Below are 20,101 nucleotides of genomic sequence, written 5' to 3' on the forward strand. Positions count from 1 at the left end.
TTAATTAATTTGTCTTAAAGATCCTCCTGAACTTTTGCTGATCTTGGAATCAATCTCAGGATTGCCCTTGTATTTTACCGAAGCGCCTGATGAAGCCTCCACTTTGAGTTTATCTTTCACGCCTAAGCTGATACTTGCACCTGATGAAGATTCTACATCCGCCGTGCTGATATTTAAATTTTCTGCCCTGCACATGGCTCCGCTGGTCACCTCAAATATTCCCATGCCTGCCGTTCCTTCGAGATTGGTATTGGAACCGCTCGTTCCCTTAAAAACGATTTTCCCTGAAGTTACCCCTGCTCTTATGTTTGAACCTGAATCTACGGATACATTCATGTTATCAGACACATCAAACTTTCCGTTTATATTGGATCCTGATGAAGCCTCCACATTCAAGTTGTTTTCCCGTATGGTATTTACCACGATGAAGCTTGCCCCGGAAGTAGTCTGGATATTTTCCATGCGCGGAGACGAAACACTGACACTTAAGTTTTTAAACTTGAGGTTTTTTACGCCTTTGTTATCAATATATATTTTTAAGATCCCGTTTTCTACTTTGGTAACCACATATTGAAGTTTATCGGCATCGGCAGTTACCTTTACGCTGGCCGGGCTTTCCTGTTTAAAAACCACATTTACCCCTGTGCTCACCTGGATTCCTGTAAAGTCCTTTACATTTCTGGATTCTACGTTCAGGTATGAAGAATTCCCCTGGGAGGAAAGATCATTTCTTGTATTGGTAACAGGATTGGTTTTCGTCTCGTTTGAATTGACAATCTTACTGATATCGTCCATGGAAAGCCTTCCGTCCAGCTTCACCAGAATACTTTCTTCGCCGCCGCTGTCTATACTTAACAGCACATCATCCAGAATGCCGTTTTTTTCCTCTGCCGACATAAATTTTATTTTGGCGCCACCACTGTTTATGGACATGATTTCACTGTAGTCCATGCTTTTCAGGTAAGATGAAATATCTTTACCGATCTGCGAAAGCTGCCTGCCTTTAGCCGATTTTCCATCGGTTGATTTTTCCGCAATCAGAACTTTCAGCCCTGTAATTTTTGACAGCAGGGGCTTGATCTGATCCAGCTCTGCATCTCCCAGATCCAGGCTGCTCAGCATCCCGAACATAGGTTTTGAAATCTTAATGGAAGTTACGCCTTCCACATCCTGGTATTTTTCAAATAGCAGGTCTAGTTTATCCTGCGCGTACACATTAAAGAAATGTGAAAAAGCGAGTGCGAATATGAAGAATATTTTTTTCATGAGTCAATTTTTTTATTTTGATTATGTGTGCCTGATCAGGAAATATAATCGGTTAAGGTTAATTAATAATCGTCGTCAACGACTTTGGGTTGTGCTAATTTTTCACTGACGTTATTTGCAAATATCTGAAATGAATACTTAGTTACATTAATGGCTTCTTCCACATTTTCGATTCTTTTTCCGTTTACAATCACGTAAGAATCCTGATAGGCTGCTGCATCTGAAGCGGTAGGTTTGCCCGGAGAGTTATCTACGAACTTGGGTTTTCTTTCTTTTTTAAGACGGCCTCTCTTAGGCAGGATTTCATCCATAACATCTTTTTCGGCAACGGTTGTTTCCTGAAGTATCGAATCTTTTTTAGCTCCGGAAACAGAGTCTGAAGGCTGGTTCAAGGCTACTTGCTCCTGATGATCTGTATTTTCTTCAATGAAATCACCTTTCTGCTGCTTGATCTGATTTTCAACCAGCTGTGCCTGTTCCTCAACCCCATTTTTCTGATTATGGCTGAATATAAACCCGATGCTCATCAGTACAGCCACACCTGCTGCCATCCAGAACCATTTCGGGAACGAAGGTTTTGCTTTTGTCCCCATCGGAATAATGGGTGTCTTATTATCCTGAACCTCATCATTGTTCCCCTCTGCTTTTTTCAGGAAATCTTCAAAATCCCAGTCCATCTTTTCTTCCTTGATGTTCTGGAAGACTTCGTTATATTTATCTTGAAATTTGTCTTTGCTCATAGCTCATCAGTTGTGAAATTTGTTCTTTTACTTTCTGTCTTGCCCGCATAAGGTTTACCCTTACTGCATTTTCTTCCATTTCCAGCATTTCCGCTATTTCTGAAACTTCATATTCTTCTACATCTTTCAAATGGATCACGGCCTTCTGTTTTTCCGGAAGCTGATTGATAAAACCTATGATATGTTCCTTCAGGTTATTGACTTCCATGCTGTACAGTTCTGACCGATGAAGCTGCATATCTGCAAACCCCAGCTTTACATCGTGGTGCTTCAGGCGGTTCAGGCATTCATTCCGGACGGCTTTCAAAGCATAGGATTTTAAATTCCCAAACTGTGCCAGTTCTTCCCGTTTCTGCCAGAATTTAATCATCAGGTCCTGCACCACATCTTCTGCCTCGTCACTGCTCATGACAAACCTTTTCGCAAAGCGATACATCTCATTTTTGAGAACGAATACCGAATCCTTAAAGATTTCCTGGGTCATAAGCTTGTTTCTATAAGTAAGACAACGGGCTTTTACATTTTATTACATCAAAAATAAAAAAACTTCAAAAAAAATTGAAGTTTTTATTTTTTACCGAGAAGCTGCCTAAGAAATTCGATCTCCGTGTCTTTGTCTTTCAGCCTTTGTTCGTATTGTTCTATCAGCTTTTCGGATAATGTGATAGGTGCATAATTCTGTGCTACTGCGATCTCATTATTATTTTGATTTACTGTAATACTGTCCCCGCTCAAAAAATCAAGGATGCTTGTTTCCAATACTTTTGCAATGTCTTCTACCTGGTGGAAATCCGGTTTGGTTTTATCATTTTCAAAGTTGGAATAGGTTTTTTGTGAGATATTCAGCATCTCAGCTAAATATTCCTGTGTAAAGTTTTTATGAATTCTCGCTTTTTTCAGTTTTTCACCTAATGTCATAGCACAAAATATTTACCTCAAAAGTACATAATTTTTTCTTTTAGAAAAATCCTACGGAAATCAGTAATTTCTTACTGTATTTTCTCAGATTGTTTTTCACACCTTTGTTGAGTAAAAAAAATATTTTATCTTTAACCCATTAAAAACAAAATGACTATGACGAAAAAAATTGTTTCATGGCTGGCCTTTGTAGCCGTTTTCTGTTTACTGCTTTACTCCTGCAGAACTGATGAATCCATTTATGAAAGCCGGGTACGTCCTGAAAATGACAAAATTGAAGCTTTCAGTAAATTTGAAAGCCTTCTTCGTTCGGTAAGCCTTCTTGGTAAAAGCACTTCGGATTATGTGAGCTACCATGAACCCTTTAAAGAAATTATCCAGAATTTTATGAAGAACAATCCTGCATATGCTGCGCGGTTCCAAAGGGAAGCCGGGGATATTTATTTTGATCTCCGGAGCCTTACTTATGGAGAAACCACAAAAGGCCTGGCTTATCCCATTATGAAAGATGGAATGGTAAATGCCGTTCTTGTAGCTATGGTAAATGAGCAAAGGGACTGGATTACTTTTATCGTCCTGAAAAATTCTTCCCCAGAAGTAACAGAGATGATTTCAAAGTTTCAGAAATTTTATGATACTCCAAGTGCAGCCAGAGGAAGGGAACAGATGCAGGAGGAACAGATTGAAGAAGTAGTGATTGTTGTTTATCAGTCGATTCCTGGTCCTTCATACATATATTACCAGCCATATACGGATTACGGCAGCTCAGGCGGTCTTGGACTAGGCATGAGCGGCGGGCCTACAATACATCAGGGAGGCGGGTTTTATAATCCATCGCAGAATAATAATCCGTGTGCAAAACTGAAGGCACAGAATAATGATGCTACATTCAAAGCAAAAATTGATTATTTAAAAACAAAAACTGGAGAATCGTTTGAATATGGATTTAGAGTTAATAATCCTCCCCCCGGGCAAACGGCAACACAATATCAGCAACTGAGTAATGTAGTGGGATCAAATACCATCGATTTTAAGTTTTTCAATACAACCTATGGATACATGCATAGTCATTTTGAAAGATTAATCCCCATATTTTCGCCTGATGACATTAATACTTTTATTAAATTGCTGATTAATGCACATAATAATAACATTCCACAAGAAAACGTTTTTATGAATGTTGTGAATCCTGATGGTACTATTTACCAACTTAGAGGTGATAATATAAATGTTGGAAGCCTTACAATATATGAGCAAAATATAATTGATAAAGAATTGAATAACATTTATGTTAATGATTATAAACTTGGAGAGCCTAATCAATCTCCTGAATTTTATCAAGAAAATTTTTTGAAATTTATGAAAGATAATATGAATATCAATGGAGCAAAAATGTATTCTATTGATAATAATGGAAAGGCGTCACAGCTCTCATTGAACGGAAATTCATTAGATAATTCAATACCTTGCCCAAATTAATAAATTTAAACCAATTAAAATGAAAAATATATTTTTAATAGTAATAACGTTATTTAGTTCATTATTTTTTTCACAACAAATATATCCTCTTACTACAAATGTATCAGAAGTGCCTAATGGATCTTACATTAAAGATCTTGATGGAGAATATAATCCTTATATAGGTTTATGGAAAGGGAATTGGGATGGTAAAATAATATATTTAAAATTTAAAATAGTTAAAGACTCTTCTTTAGGAAACCATTTTTACTATAAAGATAGATTATTTGGTGAGAGAAAAATTGTAGAATCAAATGGTAGCATTTCTGTGGATAGAATTTCAAATTTTGATGATAACCAGTATCATGAATTTAGTGGTATTAACAAAAAGTTCTCTGATCCTTTTCAGAAACAGTTATATTTCTCGCCTAATAATATGTGTGGAAAAACAGCCAATATGGACATAACATTTTTAGATACAGCTAAAACTCAAATGAGTCTACATCTTATTTATAATCCAAGCACAATAGATGATTCATGTCCTCATTATAATTCTGTAATGCAAGGAAATGATTTTCCTATAAACTTTCCTAAAGATATTGTACTTTTAAAACAATGAAAAATACATGAATAACTGCAATACATGAAGTATATTCTAATTATTTTTTTTATGCTTTCAATTTCTATAAGAGCACAAAATAGTTTAGAAATCATTAAAGGTTATGAAGAAAAAGCAATTAATTATGAAAACGAAGAAAGGCTTATAGAAGCTTTAAATTATTACTCTGTGATCTCAAGGCAAGATACATTAGACATTGGAAAAAGAGCAATTAAAAAAATAGAACTTCTCCTTCCAAAATGCCGTGAATTATTTTATAACGAAATCAAAGGTAATTGGAAGTTGAAAAAAAAATTTGATTTAGATTATTACTCCAATATAAAATATACGGACTTTATTAAAGTAGAAAATAACAGAATATTTTTTATTAATAGTAAAAAAATTGTATCAGAAATAGATTTGGAAAGTAATCCTTTTTCATATAATGCCATTGCAGGTTTTCCATCGATAAAATTAGAAAAAGAAATCTGGTATTTTTCTATAAGAGTTGTTAACGGGCAAAAAAGATTGCGATTAAGAAAAAAAACTGATAAAAACGGAAATCTTATTGCCACATTAGACCATAGAGGCGTAATTATAAATGAGAGGAAAACAAAAAAAGCATTAAAGAAAGAAATTAATACCTATTATATTAAAAGATAGTAGTTCATGCAATTTTTGTTTATATAATCAAAATCAGCTAAGTGAAATAAAAAGTAAACAAAGGTATATCTAAGGCAATATAAGTGGGGATTTTTTATGGATATCAGACCCTAATTTTTTAAGAAATGAAAGAATCGATAACAAAAGATATGAAATTTGAGAAATAATAATCGTAAATAATCCGCCACCAGACTATTACTATTTCAATTGTAAAAACGTTAAAGAAGGATTTGAAGAACTAAGAAAAGCTAACACAAATTATCAGTACTTTATGTTTAAAGACAAAACTGCTAATGTTATTTTCCATGATGAATTCATTGATAAACTTTACCTATTATATTCAAACTAAAAAGTAAACCTCAGCACTAACTGAGGTTTTTTTATTTAATAATTATCAAAGATATACTTAAAAATGGCCTTATCTTCCCCTGTTAAAGACACTTTTCTCCTCGCCATTACCTTTTCGGCGACTTCGTAGGCTTTGTCTAATTTGAAACGCTCGTCATCCTTAAATCCGCCCCATGAAAAGTTTTCAATCAGATTCGGGGGGAAACCTTCTTTAAAAATATTGGAAGCCACGCCTATAACGGTTCCGGTATTCAGCTGGGTATTGATAGCTGTTTTGGAATGATCGCCCATAATTAATCCGGCAAACTGCAGTCCCGTATCTTCAAAAGCTTTGGTCCTGTAGCTCCATAATTTTACATGGCCGTAATTGTTTTTCAGGTTGGATGAATTGGTGTCCGCTCCCAGGTTGCACCATTCTCCGATCACGGAGTTTCCTACAAAGCCGTCATGCCCTTTATTGGAATAGCCGAAAATAATAATATTGCTGACTTCCCCTCCTACTTTAGAGTGCGGGCCGATGGTTGTGGCGCCGTAAATTTTAGCGCCTAAGTTAAATTTGGATTCCTCGCAAAGTGCAATCGGGCCGCGGAGGTGGCATCCTTCCATGACCTCCGCATTTTTGCCGATGTAGATTTTTCCTGTTTTGGTATTCAAGGTAGAAAATTCAACCTGGGCCCCTTCTTCGATGAACAGGTCTTGCTTATTGCCTAAAAATCCGTTGGTTGCCGAAAGCTCCTGCGAGGTCCTTCCCTGGGTCAACAGTTCAAAATCAAAATCGATGGCTTCTTTATTATAGGTAAAAAGATCAGACGGTTTTTTAAAGAATACCAGTTCCTCCTTAATATCGGTCATCTTTTCAATCTGGTGCAGCGAAAAACCATCCATATTGATTTTTGCAGCCACCAGTTCATCTTCATACACCAAAGCTTCGCCCTGCTTCAGCTCTTTAATCTGCTGAATGATATGTTCAGTCGGTAAAAAATTCGTTACCAGAAAAAGGCTTTCTTTTTTTTCAGGTTCTGCAAATTTATCCTGTAAATAGGTTTCCGTAAAATAGGAGACTTCCGTATTGCCTAAAATTTTCTGCCATCTTTCGGAGAAGGTAAGGATCCCGCACCGCATTTCTGCAACAGGGCGGGTAAAAGTAAGCGGAAGGAAATCTTCCCAGTATTGTGCATCTGAAAATACCAATTGCATCGTTCAGTCAGGTTTAAGGTTTAACATTCAATAAGGACAAAATTACAATAAAAAAAGCCTTCCGAAAATCGAAAGGCTTTTAAATATTTTTTATCCAAAAAATTACTTAGCGAATTTTTTGTATTTGTTCATGAATTTATCTACTCTACCTGCAGTATCAACCAATTTGGTTTTTCCTGTGTAAAAAGGGTGGGAAGTTGAAGAGATCTCCATTTTGATTAATGGATATTCCTGTCCTTCGTATTCGATGGTGTCTTTTGTCTCAGCAGTAGATTTGCTAAGAAATACTTCGTCGTTACTCATATCTTTGAAAACAACAAGTCTATAATTTTCTGGGTGAAGTCCTTTTTTCATAATACAATTTTTAAAAAAAAATTAAAGTTTTTGCTTTCGAAATAGTAATGGTATTTCTCTGCTGATTTTAGGTTGCAAAAATACAATATTTTTTAAAATATACAAATACCTGATCAATAATTTTTTAGAGATATGAAAATTAAAGTATTTTCGTTACATTTGAAATCTATTTAAACTTTAATTTCGATGAAATTCAAATTAGTACTGGCTTTTTCTTTCTGGATGCTTGTCATGGCTGTATCATGTAATAAGGATGACATCAGTTTTGATGCACCTTCACAGGAATTAAGCTTTTCAAGGGATACCGTTTTCTGCGATACCGTTTATCACCAGGTCCGTTCTGAAACCTATGCGGTGAAAGTATACAATAATGAAGATAAAGACATTCTGATCCCGAGAATCCATCTTGAAAAAGGCACTTCTTCTCTGTATAAAATCAATGTAGACGGAAAACCGGGACATGATTTTAAAGATATCCCGCTGAGAAAGAAAGACAGTTTATATATTTTCGTGGAAATTGCACCGGAAGCCACGGGCCCTGAGGCTATTGCCGAAGATAAAATTTTATTTCAGAGCCCTGCGGGGGAACAGCATGTGGTTTTGTTTTCTGTGGTTCAGGATGCAGAGTTCTTTATCAAGAGTTCCACCAACCCGAATATAATTACTTCTGATGCGACCTGGACCAATAACAAAGCTAAAATAATTTATGGCGACCTAACCGTAGATCAGAATGTTAACCTGAATATCCAGCCGGGAACCAAAGTATATTTCCATAAAAACAGCGGAATGAAAGTTTTGTCCGGAGCTTCTTTAAACATCAATGGAACCTTAGCCAATAATGTCATTCTGCGGGGAGACCGGAATGACCCGGCTTATGATACCATTCCTAAAAACTGGAACTCCATTAAAATGGAAGCGGGATCTGCTCTTACCATGAATTATGCAAGGCTTTTCGGTGGCACTACAGGACTGGAACTGAAGCAGGCCAATGCTACGATAAACAATTCCTTTATCCATACATTTCAGGAATACGGTATTTATGCCGTAGCTTCTACCGTAAATGCCAGAAACCTGGTGACGAACAACTGCGGCGAATCTGCTGTAGGGATTTTTAAAGGCGGAACCCATAATTACACCCATTCTACCATTGTTAATTATTCCGATATCCTGAGTTCTTACAACAGGAACGGGATTTTTGCCACCAACGAATGGAAAAATGCATCAGGGCAAACAGAACAGGGTGCTTTGATCCTCAATGTACGAAACAGTATTGTATATTCCGACCGTGATAATGCCGTAAATTTTGAGCAGACTCCGGGACAAATGTTCAATTTTACTTTTCAGAACTGCCTGCTGAAATATTCCGGTACTTCTGAAGCTGGTTTCCCGTTTGAAAACAATACCAGCGTGATTCAGTCGGTTAAAAACCTGGATCCTATGTTTGTCAACTATTTTGTTGCACAGATGAACTTGAGGGTAAAGCAGAATTCCCCGGCTATCGGAAAAGGAAATGCCGCCGTTGCAGCAACCATCCCTACGGATATTGCAGGGATTTCCAGAACTTCCAATCCTACTTTAGGAGCCTATCAATATTTCTAAATCAATACGTAATGGATATCAATATCTTTAAAACAGCCTTTTTTATCGTACTGGTCTCGGCCTACCTTGTTATAAGAAAGTTCTTTAAAAAAGTTGCTGACTTTACAGAAAATATTGGAAAATCAGCTGATCATGAAGATGAACTGAAAGAGCTGAATACAAAAATTGCCGTTTTAGAACAATGGATCAACAATAAACCATAATGGAAATTACCCATCTGCAGCAGCAAGTTGATGAATGGATCAAAACGATCGGTGTCCGCTATTTCAATGAGCTGACCAATATGGCCATGCTGACGGAAGAAGTGGGCGAAGTGGCAAGGATTATCGCAAGAAGGTATGGCGAACAGAGCGAAAAGGAAAGCGACAGAACCAAAGACCTGGGCGAAGAGCTGGCAGATGTGCTGTTTGTCACGCTATGTTTAGCCAACCAGACCGGAGTAAATCTACAGGAAGCTTTCGACAAAAAGATGAAGGCTAAGACAGACCGGGATAAAGACCGGCATCAGAATAATGAAAAATTAAAATAAGATCTTAGATTTCAGATTTCAGGCACCAGACGGTCTATGTCTGAAATCTGAGGTCTTGAATCTGAAATCCGAAGAAACAATGAAGTTAGAAAAATCAAAATTAATAAAAGATAAGACCATACAAATCAGCGGTTCGAAAAGTATTTCGAATCGTTTGTTGATTTTGGAAAGCCTGTTTAAAGATATACAGATCGGGAATCTCTCCAATGCCCAGGATACACAACTACTGAAAAAAGCACTGTCTGAAAACACAGAAACGGTGGATATCCACCATGCAGGAACTGCCATGCGTTTCCTTACTTCCTACTATTCTATTATGGAAGGGAAAACCACTGTTCTTACCGGTTCCAAAAGAATGAAGGAAAGGCCGATTAAAAACCTGGTCACAGCTTTACAGAGCCTGGGCGTTGAAATTGAATATCTGGAGAATGAGGGTTTTCCGCCTCTGAAAATTACCGGGAAGAAAATCACACAGGCTCAGGTGGAGGTTCCTGCCGATATTTCCAGCCAGTTTATTACTTCTCTCCTGCTGATTGCTGGAAAACTGGAAAATGGCTTGAAAATAAACCTTGTCGGTGAAGTAACTTCAAGGTCATACATCGAAATGACGCTTGATATTTTATCCAAATTCGGAATTAAAAACAGTTTCATCGGAAATACAATCAAGGTTGAATCATTTATCAATAATCATTCATCAATTATAAATTATGAAGTGGAAAGTGACTGGAGCTCCGCATCCTATTTCTACTCTTTTGCAGCTTTAGGACGGGAAACTATTCATTTAAAAAGCTTTTATAAAGCTTCTACCCAGGGAGATGCTGCCATTGCCGAGATATATAATGAATTTTTCGGGATCAATACTGTTTTTACGGAAAGCGAGCATAAAATTTCCCTTCAGCCTGTCCCTGATTTCCGGTTTCCGGAAAAGATTGTCCTGGACATGAACAACTGTCCGGATATTGCCCAGACCCTCTGCGTAACCGCATCAGCATTGAAAATCCCTTTTGAAATTTCAGGATTGGGAACGTTACGGGTAAAAGAGACCGACCGGTTGCTGGCCCTTTACAATGAACTGAAAAAACTGGGCGCTGAAACTGAAATTACAGAGTCTGCCATTAAATCAGTAAACTTCAATGATCCGGAAGAAAATATTTCCATTAAAACCTACCAGGATCACAGAATGGCGATGAGCTTTGCTCCATTCTGCCTGATTAAAGAACTGACTATTGAAGACGAAAATGTAGTGGAAAAATCATATCCGATGTTTTGGGAGGACTTATCTGAGATATTTGCTGTATAATGAAAAAAGCACTATTTTTCTTAGTCTTCTTAATTTCAATATCAGTTTTATTAAGCGTGGCAGTTTTAAAAAAAGACTATCAGGTTATTATTGCAAGATTCGAAAAAGATTCTTTTAAGATTTATCCAAAAGATTGTTTTGTGAGATTTGAAAATAAAAACTATCTAGCAGTAAACCGATGGATTTATCACTGGAATATTTTGTCTAAAAGAATAACCCCTCACAATGAAAGCATTGTTGTGGAAAAGTTTAATTTTTTTGATCATCCTTATTCAACTGAAGAAAAAGAATTTGCTTTTTTACATTTAAAAGAGAAAGATAAATCTATTAAATATAATGGGAAATTGTATTCAATAGATCATGCAAACGGAGATTCAATATTCTCAAAATCTCATACTGATGAAATTATTATTTTTATAAACTCAAAAAATTCAGACTGAATGTCAAAAACAATCATCATTACCGGGACTTCATCAGGAATCGGTTTCGCATTAGCAGAATATTTCGGGAAGAAAGGCCATAGGGTTTATGGCTTAAGCCGGAAGCATACGGAAAGCCCGTATTTCACATCTATCCCAACCGATGTTACAGATCTTGGTGCAGTGCAGAATGCCATTGGAGAAGTCCTGAAAACGGAAACCAGGATTGACGTGCTGATTAACAATGCCGGAATGGGAATGGTAGGCTCGGTAGAAGATTCCACCAAAGAAGATATCCTGAAATTATTTAATCTGAACCTGGTTGGTGCCGTTCAGATGATGACTGCCGTAATGCCGAAAATGCGTGAACACCGGTTCGGGCAGATCATCAATGTCTCCAGCATCGGAAGTGAAATGGGGCTGCCTTTCCGCGGCTTTTATTCAGCTTCAAAATCAGCACTGGATAAAGTGACCGAGGCCATGAGATACGAAGTGTATTCCTGGAACATCCATGTCTGTTCGCTTCACCTGGGGGACATTAAAACCAATATCGCGGAAAACCGTGTAAAGACAAAAGTTTCGGAGCCTTACAGAAATGTCTTTGATAAAGTATATGCTTTAATGAATTCCCATGTCGGCGACGGGACAGAACCATTGGAAGTAGCGGAATATATTGACGGACTTTTAACTAAAAATAAATGGAAAGCTCATTATTATTTCGGTAAATTCGGGCAGAAAATCGGCGTTCCCTTGAAATGGATCCTGCCACAGGGAACGTATGAGAATTTAATGAAGAAATATAATAAACTGGCTTAGTTTCAGTTAAACTTATTAGGCTTTTTATTTTAATGGTAATCCTTAATCAAAATAAACGGCATTAGTCATTCCATGGGAATTGTGCAAAGCATTTGCTTGACTTCCTGCGGGATGACAAACAACAATATCTTTTTAAACTTTTGTATTAATTGAAATTATTTCTAAACATATTCTTTATCCTGTTTTGCGTCGTTATACAGGCGCAGAAGAAAAGCTATTTCCTTATTGATGCCGAAACAAAGGTCAGAAAAAAAGTAAATGACTCTGCTTCTGCCGTAAAGTTCCTGGATTCCCTTGCCCAGAACAATTATTTTTTTACCCGGCTGAAAGAAGTCAGGAAGAAAGGAGACAGTACGGAAATTATATATGATAAAGGGAAAAATTTTAATGAAACCTATGTCAGCCTTTCAGATTCAATTACCTTGCGCACAAAGATCCAGAAAGAGTTTTTCACTAAAAATTTAGATTCTACCAAGAAGAAAATCAGCAAAACCTATATTGATGACGGTTTTGCCTTCAGCAGGATCAAGTCCAAATACAAAGGCCAGAAAAACGGTTATCCCGTGGTAGAGCTTGATATCAACAAAAACAATAAAAGAACGATTGACGGTTTTGTGGTAAAGGGCTATACCGGTGTCCCGAAGAGGTTTATCAAAAACCTCGAAAAGGAATTCAAAGGGAAAACCTATGACGATAAAAACCTTATCGCGATTAATAAAAGTTTCCAGAGCCACCAGTTTATTACATTGGAACGCCCTCCGCAGACTTTATTTACAAAAGACTCCACGAGTATCTATCTATTCATGGAGAAGAAAAAGACAAACAGCTTCGACGGGGTCATCGGTTTCGGTAATGATAAAACCGATAAATTTACCTTGAACGGAACCCTGAACGTGAATTTCAGGAATATATTCAACGGTTTTGAAACCGTAAATCTGTACTGGCAGAGAAACCCGGACAAAGGCCAGACCTTTGACCTTCAGACGGACGTCCCGTACCTTTTCAAGTCCAATGTCGGGCTGAATATGAAGGTAAATATCTTCAGGCAGGATTCCACTTTTGCGAATGTAAAAGCACTCCCCGCATTTTACTATCATCTTAATTCAAGGAACAAACTGGGGCTGAGAGGAACTTTTGAAAGCTCGAGCATTATTGATACGCTGTATGTCCAGGGGAAAGATTACAACAAAAAAGGAATCGGGGTCTGGTTTGAAATGGTGGAACCTACGGATATTGATCTTTTTCTGTACAAGACCAGGATCAATGCGGGTTATGATTATCTGACGACTACGTATACAAAAGACAACATCAGGTCTCCGCAGAACCAGTTTTACTTTTTCGGAGAGCACAACTACCACATCAACGGCAACCATTTTCTCAATATGAAAGCAGAGGGTGCCATGATGGACTCAAAGATCGACTTTTCCGCCAATGAACTCTACCGCTTCGGGGGTTGGAATTCCATGCGGGGCTTCAATGAAAATTCCCTGGCCGCCGACTTTTATTATTACGGAGGCTTAGAGTACCGTTATCTCATCGGAAGCCAGGCTTTCTTTGATGTTTTCGGGCAGTATGGCCAGCTCAACAACAAATCGCTGAATGTAAAGCCAAAACTTTACAGTGTCGGGCTCGGCTTTAATTTCTTTATTCCAATCGGTCTGATGAGCTTCCAGCTTTCCAACGGTAACGAGTTCGGAAACCCTTTTAAATTCAATGATATTAAAATCCACTGGGGGATTCTGAGCAGATTTTAAACACTTCTATACCCGAAAAAATAAAAGTCTTACCCATCTGATGTGTAAGACTTTTTTTGTGAAATTGACTGAAATCATAAATCATTAGTATAAAAATCAACAAATTGCACTAAAATATATTTCATCGCATGTTGAATTTTACTATCTTTTTAAAACAAAATCATACCACCATGAAAAAAGTTACCTTTACTTTAGTGCTGTCTTTGTGTGCATTTGCAGCCTCTTCAAAACTTAATGCACAGGACACGAATACGGACAACCACACGATTGCCATTACCATTCCTGAAGTCGCACTGGTAGACATAGAACCGGCCGCCAACAAGAATATTACTTTAGGATTTACTGCTCCTACTGAAGCCGGATTACCTATTGTAACAAGCGGGACTGACAATACGCTATGGCTTAATTATTCTTCGATTAAATCTGCTACTGATGCCACCCGGAATGTTTCCGTAAGATTGGATGCCCTGGTTCCCGGAATTGATATCAGGGTGACTGCCGCTACGGCAACGGGAGCCGGCGGAGGAACTTTGGGCGTACCTTCTGCACAATTAACACTGAGCGCAGCCGACCAGACTCTTATTTCAGGGATCGGAAGTGCCTATACGGGCGACGGTGCAAATAACGGCCATAACCTTACCTATGACCTGGCTCCGGGAAGCGGAACCGGTACTGTTGCTGCGTATGCGGACCTGGAAGCAACAACTACAGCTGTAGCCACTGTAACCTATACGATCTCTGATAACTAAGGCCTGAAAGCCGTGTGTTTTAATCTGGAGAAGCTGTCACCGGCCTCTCAACATTTACTGTGATTTTTTCTGAACTTAAACTTTACACTGAAATGATAAAGCACATCTCTTTTTTGCTGATTTTTTCAATCCTGTCCTGCTCTTTAAAGGGTAATATTGTGATCCTTAACGGCCTTACCCATCACTATAAGGTAGAAAACGGACAGGTTTACAAAGGGAAAATCTCAATAGAAAATACAAGCAGCCAGCCTCAAAATGTGAAACTGTTTTTACAGGATTATGTTTATCACTCAGACGGATCTGCAAGTTATACCATTCCGGACAGGGTTAAAAATCTAAAAAGCAATACAGGCTGGATCATGCTTAATACGGATCTTGTCTCTTTAAAAGGGAAAGAAAAGACAGAAATTTTCTATGAAATAAAAGTCCCGGAACAGACTCCGGACGGAGGGAGCTATTGGAGTGTTATTATTGCAGAGCCTGTGGAAGACATTAAGCCGAGCAATGACCAGCAGCAGGGTGTCAATATCACATCCATCGTCCGGTATGCCATACAGATTATAACTGATGTAAATTCTGAAAAAGCGAAACCGGACCTGAAATTTGAAGGTATAAAAATTGAAAAAGAAGTCGGCAGGAAATTCCTGAAAGTGGCGATGGCCAATACGGGAAATCTCTACTGCAAGCTAACCGTAACTGCCGAAATCTACCATAAAAAGAACGGACAGAAAATCGGTAGCTTTTCCAGCCAGGCCATGGGATTGTTGCCCCAGACTTCCAAATCTTTCCTTATTGATCTGGATAAAATACCGCCTGCCGAATATAATGCCGTACTGATTGCCACGGATGAAGACGACAATGCTTTTGCCCTCAATGTGGAACTTGAAGTAAAGAATGATTAGAAAATATGTATTATATTTTACTTTGTTATTTCCGGTACTGATTATTGCCCAAGGAAAAAATCCTGACCACAATAAAGACAGTCTGCAGCCGGGGACATCCACCTCCGTTCTTTTTGTAATAGAAAACGGTACTTCCGGAAGTGTTGTTTATGAAATCCGTGTGGCTGCTTCAGATCCATTCATTCAACCCATTTTAAAAAATGGAGAGTTAAAAATAAATGCCTATGAAAAAAGCATCTATCCCGTACCTATAAAAATTGCTGCAGAAGCTCCTCAGGGAAAATACAATGTCACTTTATATGGGACAGAGAAAAATACCGGTGAAAAATGGGTTAAAAATTCCGAATTCACAGTCTCCGGAAGCCGGAAGATTTCAGTAAGTATGCTAAATTCTCCGGAATATGTAAAAGCAGGAGAAACCATTAATGCCTCTTTCCTGTTAAAAAATAAAGGAAATGTATCTGAAAATGTCATTCTGGAAAGCACAAATGCGGCTGTTATTGAAGGAACCCCTTTAACATTATTACCGGGAGAAGAAAGAATAATTACCATCCAGAAAAAAACAAACCCGGATCTGGGTAAAAATGAATATCAGAATTTAAGCCTGTCTGTATATTCTGAAGATAACATAAAGCAGAAGCAAACCACCTATACCAGCGTGAGAATAATTTCAGTACAACCGGCAGAAGATGATATTTTCCATCGGCTTCCAGTAACAGCTTCTGCTTCATTCATCGGAATGCGGAACCGTGGCGAATACAATAACGGCTTTCAGGGGGAGATATATGGAAAAGGAAGCCTTGATAAAAACAATGAGCACCTGCTGGAATTTAGGGCCGTTACAAAAAACCCTGTGGAATTTAATTCTTTTACGCAGTATGAAGAATATTTTATCAATTACAAAAAGGATCATTTTTTTATTCATTTGGGAGATAAGAATTATTCATCTTCTTTTTTAACGGAATATGCACGGTACGGCCGCGGTGCAGAAATCCGTTTTGATATGAAGAATGTAAGCCTGGGCGGATTTTACAATCACCCGAGATTTTTCCGGGATATCAAAGATGAGTTTAATATTTACTCGAAAGTTAGGCTCGCCGGAGCATCGGAAATTACAGCAGGGTATTTATACAAGGTACCGAGAAGGGAAAATTTGGGGCTCCGTTTTTCAGGTTTCAGGCTGAATTCTGATGCGCATCTGCCCTATCTTGCCGGAAAGTTTAAACTTAACAGCCATCTTGAAGTATCCGGGGAAGCTTCGTACAGTAAAACCCATAATACGGACGGGACTGCCTTTATATTTCAGGCTGCTACAGCTTTTGAAAAGATCAATGGAAATATTATGTATACGAGATCAAGCCCTGAATATGCCGGGTATTTTAATAATACCAGTACATTTAACGGAAACCTTCAGTACAGGCTTTCAAAAAAAATAAATGTGCTGGCAAATTATGTACAGGATGCCAGGAATTTCCAGAGAGATACGCTGTTGCTTGCTGCTCCTTACCGGAAATTCCTGCAGTATGGCGTACAATACAGATATTTGAAAAGCGGATCTGTAATGCTGCACAGCGGATTTCAAAGGTATGAGGATCGGCTGATGCCCAAAGAATTTGATTATAAAGAACGGTTTTTCAAAATAAGCATTGACCAGCAGATCGGAATTTTCCAGCTGAATATGGAAGGACAATTCGGAAAAACGGATAATTACCTGAGTGGATTTTCAGGGAATTCAGGCTTCTATACGATGAATATAGGATTTGAAAAATTTAAAACTTCATTTAATCTCTACGGAAGTTATGCCAATACGTCCCGGTACCAGATGCAGGAGCAGAAGCAATTCTATTACGGAGCGAGAATCTTCAGCCGCTTTTCAGATCGCATGAGCTTCAGCATTTTCTATCAAAACAATTACATACCGGAAGATTACTATGCGGACCGGAACCTTTTCGAGATCCTTTTTCGCCGCCGGTTATTTCCGGGACATGAAATTGATATTTCAGGAAGATATGCTTTACAACGCAGAGACCTGAATCATAAAGATTTTATTTTTTCCCTGCGCTATGCCGTACACTTTAATATACCTATGCAAAAGACGGCAGATTATACAGCCCTCTCGGGAACCGTCAGGAACCTTGGAGTGAAAAAGATTGAAGGAATCCGCCTGATATTAGGCAACCATCTTTCAGTAACTGATAAAGACGGGAATTATACCTTTAAAAATATTATCCCCGGAAATTATATTTTAGAGATTGACAGATCCACAACAGATATGAATGATATTCCTGATGTTAATTTTCCTGCTTCATTAATGCTTGCCGGTAAAGAAAACATATTCAATTTCGGATTGCTGTCGGCCGGGCAGATCCAGGGAAATATCCACTATTCTGAAAGTGAAAACGCATCTGCTTTTACGGGTATTCCGCCTAAAAAAGAAAATAAGAAGAATAAAAAACTGATTCTGGAAGCTTCTAACGGTGACCAGACGTGCCGGAAAATAGTCGGCATAGGGGAGAAATATGACTTTACCTATCTGCGTCCCGGCATATGGAACGTAAAAGTGTACAGGAATGGGTTGGAAAAAAGATATAAAATCCCGGTTGACAGTTTTCAGTTTATATTAAAATCATCGGAAACAAGAGATCTCATAATCCAGGTGATTAAACAGGCATCAGAAATAAAATATCAAAAGGAAAGTATTAAAGTAATGTATAATAAAAAGTAGAATGAGACAATTCGGAATACATGCGGTGATTTTTCTAATGATATCATGTAGAATATCCGCTCAGAGTACAGGAAACAGAACCATTGCCCTAACCTTACCTGTAGTAACATTGATCGACATTGAGCCTACCGGTACTATTACTCTGGCTTATTCTGCACCTGCAGATGCAGGGAGGCCGGTAACAACACCTTCTGCGAATATGACCAAATGGATTAATTATACTTCAGCCATAGCTCCGGGAGGAATTAGCAAAAGAATTACAGCAGCCGTCAATCAGGTGATTCCGGGGGTAAATGTAAGAATTCAGGCATCTGCGGCTTCAGGGGCCGGAGGCGGGACGTTAGGTATCCCTTCTGCGCAGATAACGCTTACAACCACGCCACAGACCATCATCAGCGGAATCGGTGGTGCCTTTACAGGGAACGGAGCCTACAACGGTCATCAGCTTAATATAAGCCTTACCACAAATATTTACGCTAATTTATATGCCAGAACAAATACTCCGATTGTCATCACCTATACCATCACTGAATAATTATAAAAGCATGACCTATAAAAATATTTTACTGAATAAAGGCTTCTTGTATAAAAGTATTATTCCTGTTTTTTTATTTGTCTCATGTCATGTAAAATCACAGCGAACCCTTACTGTGGGGGGAACCAACTGGATTGTAGCTGTGCCATCCATTACCGAAGCAGGCAGCAATTATTCAGGGACTTATGAAAGTGCAAATAATCAAGTACTGCTAAATGCCAGTATCCCGCTGCTACTGGGAAACGGCAAAGTGACAGTACGGTATGAGCCTGATCCTAGTTGGGACATCAATTTAATTTTGTATGCAAAACGGACAGGGAACGGGACTACGGCCTGCATTGCATGCACCATAACCGGAGGAACTTCTTATGTAATAATTCCGTTAACCGATGTGGAACTCTTCCGTATTCAGGCTACGCTTGCATTGGCTTCTTATACGAATATTCCGGTACAGCTGCAATTATCCGGTGTCTCCGTAACTATTCCTGCACGTACTTATAACAGTCGAATTATTTTTACGATAGGTGCTTTATAAAAGTATTATATAAGAAGTATGATTTATAAACGATGGTCTCAATATGATTACTGGTCAGATATATTTAAAATTAAGTTAAAATGGTCCTGATATCTTTTTAAGTTGAATACTTAAGATCTTCCGTGTATAAGAATATTTGTATAGCCATAAATATGTCAATGCATTCAGTTTCTGTGAATGTATTGCAATATTATTGTATTGGTATGTGTAGTGTAAGTTTTGGTATTTTGGCTTCAGTTTTTATAAATGTTTACAGTTATTGAGCCGTTTTGCTTTTAGAATTCCACATCTTTAAGCATCAGTTCTTTTTGCAGATGTGTGTATGTATGTATGTATGTATGTATGTATGTATGTATATATATTTGATTTTGTAATAGTTTCTAAACGCAAAAACTCCTTCATCGGATGATGAAGGAGTTTTATAAAATAAAAAAAGACTGGCGGCGACCTACTCTCCCGCTTTCGCAGTACCATCGGCGCTGGTGGGCTTAACTTCTGTGTTCGGAATGGGAACAGGTGAGCCCCACCGCTAAAACCACCCTAAAGGTTGTATATAGCTGTAGGCAGTAGGCTATAAGCTTTAGGCTTACAGCGTAAAGCATACTGCTTTTTATCGGTAAATATCATCACAAAGGCAAAACCATTTTGGCACTTATAAGGCTTGGCTTATCGCATGAAGCTATAAGCTTACAGTAT

The 20,101-nt window shown here is 38.1% G+C and carries 21 protein-coding genes and 1 rRNA gene; 15 read left to right on the top strand and 7 right to left on the bottom strand.

The genetic code is table 11. From position 1 onward, the window contains the following. The 4 genes from SD427_RS16975 to SD427_RS16990 all read right to left on the bottom strand — a co-directional run bounded on the left by SD427_RS16975 (nt 1) and on the right by SD427_RS16990 (nt 2,924). On the bottom strand, nt 1-1,266 hold the full coding sequence (locus SD427_RS16975; protein WP_320558964.1) for a DUF4252 domain-containing protein: 1,266 nt from the start codon (nt 1,264-1,266) through the stop codon (nt 1-3). 62 nt (nt 1,267-1,328) lie between these two features. Then, complete coding sequence (locus SD427_RS16980) at nt 1,329-2,006, bottom strand: hypothetical protein (RefSeq protein WP_320558965.1); 678 nt, start codon at nt 2,004-2,006, stop codon at nt 1,329-1,331. Further along, the gene (locus SD427_RS16985; RefSeq protein WP_320558966.1) at nt 1,981-2,490 is read right to left on the bottom strand and encodes an RNA polymerase sigma factor; all 510 of its coding nucleotides are present in this window, start codon (nt 2,488-2,490) and stop codon (nt 1,981-1,983) included. Before SD427_RS16985 ends, SD427_RS16980 begins: the two co-directional genes overlap by 26 nt. Before the next feature lie 83 nt (nt 2,491-2,573). Beyond that, nucleotides 2,574-2,924, bottom strand: a complete 351-nt coding sequence (locus tag SD427_RS16990; protein WP_320558967.1) for a helix-turn-helix transcriptional regulator — start codon at nt 2,922-2,924, stop codon at nt 2,574-2,576. A 387-nt stretch (nt 2,925-3,311) separates the two neighbouring features. Between SD427_RS16990 and SD427_RS16995 the strand changes: the two genes are divergently transcribed. The 3 genes from SD427_RS16995 to SD427_RS17005 are packed head-to-tail and all read left to right on the top strand — an operon-like array spanning nt 3,312 to nt 5,643. Next, nucleotides 3,312-4,403 (top strand): hypothetical protein, encoded by a 1,092-nt coding sequence (locus SD427_RS16995; protein ID WP_320558968.1) that lies wholly within the window; start codon nt 3,312-3,314, stop codon nt 4,401-4,403. Between the two features lie 19 nt (nt 4,404-4,422). After that, complete coding sequence (locus SD427_RS17000; RefSeq protein WP_320558969.1) at nt 4,423-5,001, top strand: DUF6705 family protein; 579 nt, start codon at nt 4,423-4,425, stop codon at nt 4,999-5,001. A gap of 51 nt (nt 5,002-5,052) precedes the next feature. Further along, nucleotides 5,053-5,643, top strand: a complete 591-nt coding sequence (locus SD427_RS17005; RefSeq protein ID WP_320558970.1) for a hypothetical protein — start codon at nt 5,053-5,055, stop codon at nt 5,641-5,643. A gap of 384 nt (nt 5,644-6,027) precedes the next feature. On the opposite strand, the gene SD427_RS17010 is transcribed toward SD427_RS17005, so the two are convergent. Together SD427_RS17010 and SD427_RS17015 are read right to left on the bottom strand one after the other, a co-directional pair. Further along, complete coding sequence (locus tag SD427_RS17010) at nt 6,028-7,188, bottom strand: GlmU family protein (RefSeq protein WP_320558971.1); 1,161 nt, start codon at nt 7,186-7,188, stop codon at nt 6,028-6,030. Nucleotides 7,189-7,290: 102 nt separating this feature from the next. Continuing rightward, a complete protein-coding gene (locus SD427_RS17015) occupies nt 7,291-7,542 on the bottom strand; it encodes a type B 50S ribosomal protein L31 (RefSeq protein ID WP_027387566.1) in 252 nt (83 codons plus the stop codon). A gap of 186 nt (nt 7,543-7,728) precedes the next feature. Here SD427_RS17015 and SD427_RS17020 point away from each other — a divergent pair, with 186 nt between their 5' ends. From SD427_RS17020 to SD427_RS17075, 12 genes are all read left to right on the top strand, one after another. Next, on the top strand, nt 7,729-9,141 hold the full coding sequence (locus SD427_RS17020) for a hypothetical protein (RefSeq protein WP_320558972.1): 1,413 nt from the start codon (nt 7,729-7,731) through the stop codon (nt 9,139-9,141). A gap of 11 nt (nt 9,142-9,152) precedes the next feature. Continuing rightward, the gene (locus tag SD427_RS17025) at nt 9,153-9,344 is read left to right on the top strand and encodes a hypothetical protein (RefSeq protein ID WP_320558973.1); all 192 of its coding nucleotides are present in this window, start codon (nt 9,153-9,155) and stop codon (nt 9,342-9,344) included. After that, on the top strand, nt 9,344-9,670 hold the full coding sequence (locus tag SD427_RS17030) for a nucleotide pyrophosphohydrolase (protein WP_320558974.1): 327 nt from the start codon (nt 9,344-9,346) through the stop codon (nt 9,668-9,670). The genes SD427_RS17025 and SD427_RS17030 overlap by 1 nt, the downstream gene beginning before the upstream one ends. Nucleotides 9,671-9,749: 79 nt before the next feature. Beyond that, on the top strand, nt 9,750-10,970 hold the full coding sequence (locus tag SD427_RS17035) for a 3-phosphoshikimate 1-carboxyvinyltransferase (RefSeq protein WP_320558975.1): 1,221 nt from the start codon (nt 9,750-9,752) through the stop codon (nt 10,968-10,970). After that, nucleotides 10,970-11,410: a hypothetical protein gene (locus tag SD427_RS17040; RefSeq protein ID WP_320558976.1), complete on the top strand. Its 441-nt coding sequence runs from the start codon at nt 10,970-10,972 to the stop codon at nt 11,408-11,410. Before SD427_RS17035 ends, SD427_RS17040 begins: the two co-directional genes overlap by 1 nt. After that, nucleotides 11,411-12,205 (top strand): SDR family oxidoreductase, encoded by a 795-nt coding sequence (locus tag SD427_RS17045; RefSeq protein WP_320558977.1) that lies wholly within the window; start codon nt 11,411-11,413, stop codon nt 12,203-12,205. It begins immediately after the preceding gene. 149 nt (nt 12,206-12,354) lie between these two features. Further along, nucleotides 12,355-13,959 (top strand): hypothetical protein, encoded by a 1,605-nt coding sequence (locus SD427_RS17050; protein WP_320558978.1) that lies wholly within the window; start codon nt 12,355-12,357, stop codon nt 13,957-13,959. Between the two features lie 170 nt (nt 13,960-14,129). After that, entirely contained in the window at nt 14,130-14,708 is a 579-nt protein-coding gene (locus tag SD427_RS17055) for a hypothetical protein (protein ID WP_320558979.1), read from the top strand. Between the two features lie 92 nt (nt 14,709-14,800). Next, on the top strand, nt 14,801-15,610 hold the full coding sequence (locus SD427_RS17060; protein ID WP_320558980.1) for a WxL protein host-binding domain-containing protein: 810 nt from the start codon (nt 14,801-14,803) through the stop codon (nt 15,608-15,610). After that, complete coding sequence (locus SD427_RS17065; RefSeq protein ID WP_320558981.1) at nt 15,603-18,335, top strand: hypothetical protein; 2,733 nt, start codon at nt 15,603-15,605, stop codon at nt 18,333-18,335. The genes SD427_RS17060 and SD427_RS17065 overlap by 8 nt, the downstream gene beginning before the upstream one ends. A gap of 1 nt (nt 18,336) precedes the next feature. Beyond that, entirely contained in the window at nt 18,337-18,870 is a 534-nt protein-coding gene (locus tag SD427_RS17070) for a hypothetical protein (RefSeq protein WP_320558982.1), read from the top strand. A 10-nt stretch (nt 18,871-18,880) separates the two neighbouring features. After that, the gene (locus SD427_RS17075; protein ID WP_320558983.1) at nt 18,881-19,405 is read left to right on the top strand and encodes a hypothetical protein; all 525 of its coding nucleotides are present in this window, start codon (nt 18,881-18,883) and stop codon (nt 19,403-19,405) included. A 435-nt stretch (nt 19,406-19,840) separates the two neighbouring features. On the opposite strand, the gene rrf is transcribed toward SD427_RS17075, so the two are convergent. Then, a 5S ribosomal RNA gene (gene rrf, locus SD427_RS17080) occupies nt 19,841-19,948 on the bottom strand. Nucleotides 19,949-20,101: the final 153 nt, after the last annotated feature.

Source organism: Chryseobacterium sp. JJR-5R (assembly GCF_034047335.1).
Lineage (GTDB): Bacteria > Bacteroidota > Bacteroidia > Flavobacteriales > Weeksellaceae > Chryseobacterium.

Coding starts and splice junctions, on each gene's coding strand:
- SD427_RS16975 (WP_320558964.1), bottom strand. CDS start 1,266: ATGAAAAAAATATTCTTCATATTCGCACTCGCTTTTTCACATTTCTTT.
- SD427_RS16980 (WP_320558965.1), bottom strand. CDS start 2,006: ATGAGCAAAGACAAATTTCAAGATAAATATAACGAAGTCTTCCAGAAC.
- SD427_RS16985 (WP_320558966.1), bottom strand. CDS start 2,490: ATGACCCAGGAAATCTTTAAGGATTCGGTATTCGTTCTCAAAAATGAG.
- SD427_RS16990 (WP_320558967.1), bottom strand. CDS start 2,924: ATGACATTAGGTGAAAAACTGAAAAAAGCGAGAATTCATAAAAACTTT.
- SD427_RS16995 (WP_320558968.1), top strand. CDS start 3,312: ATGAAGAACAATCCTGCATATGCTGCGCGGTTCCAAAGGGAAGCCGGG.
- SD427_RS17000 (WP_320558969.1), top strand. CDS start 4,423: ATGAAAAATATATTTTTAATAGTAATAACGTTATTTAGTTCATTATTT.
- SD427_RS17005 (WP_320558970.1), top strand. CDS start 5,053: ATGCTTTCAATTTCTATAAGAGCACAAAATAGTTTAGAAATCATTAAA.
- SD427_RS17010 (WP_320558971.1), bottom strand. CDS start 7,188: ATGCAATTGGTATTTTCAGATGCACAATACTGGGAAGATTTCCTTCCG.
- SD427_RS17015 (WP_027387566.1), bottom strand. CDS start 7,542: ATGAAAAAAGGACTTCACCCAGAAAATTATAGACTTGTTGTTTTCAAA.
- SD427_RS17020 (WP_320558972.1), top strand. CDS start 7,729: ATGAAATTCAAATTAGTACTGGCTTTTTCTTTCTGGATGCTTGTCATG.
- SD427_RS17025 (WP_320558973.1), top strand. CDS start 9,153: ATGGATATCAATATCTTTAAAACAGCCTTTTTTATCGTACTGGTCTCG.
- SD427_RS17030 (WP_320558974.1), top strand. CDS start 9,344: ATGGAAATTACCCATCTGCAGCAGCAAGTTGATGAATGGATCAAAACG.
- SD427_RS17035 (WP_320558975.1), top strand. CDS start 9,750: ATGAAGTTAGAAAAATCAAAATTAATAAAAGATAAGACCATACAAATC.
- SD427_RS17040 (WP_320558976.1), top strand. CDS start 10,970: ATGAAAAAAGCACTATTTTTCTTAGTCTTCTTAATTTCAATATCAGTT.
- SD427_RS17045 (WP_320558977.1), top strand. CDS start 11,411: ATGTCAAAAACAATCATCATTACCGGGACTTCATCAGGAATCGGTTTC.
- SD427_RS17055 (WP_320558979.1), top strand. CDS start 14,130: ATGAAAAAAGTTACCTTTACTTTAGTGCTGTCTTTGTGTGCATTTGCA.
- SD427_RS17060 (WP_320558980.1), top strand. CDS start 14,801: ATGATAAAGCACATCTCTTTTTTGCTGATTTTTTCAATCCTGTCCTGC.
- SD427_RS17065 (WP_320558981.1), top strand. CDS start 15,603: ATGATTAGAAAATATGTATTATATTTTACTTTGTTATTTCCGGTACTG.
- SD427_RS17070 (WP_320558982.1), top strand. CDS start 18,337: ATGAGACAATTCGGAATACATGCGGTGATTTTTCTAATGATATCATGT.
- SD427_RS17075 (WP_320558983.1), top strand. CDS start 18,881: ATGACCTATAAAAATATTTTACTGAATAAAGGCTTCTTGTATAAAAGT.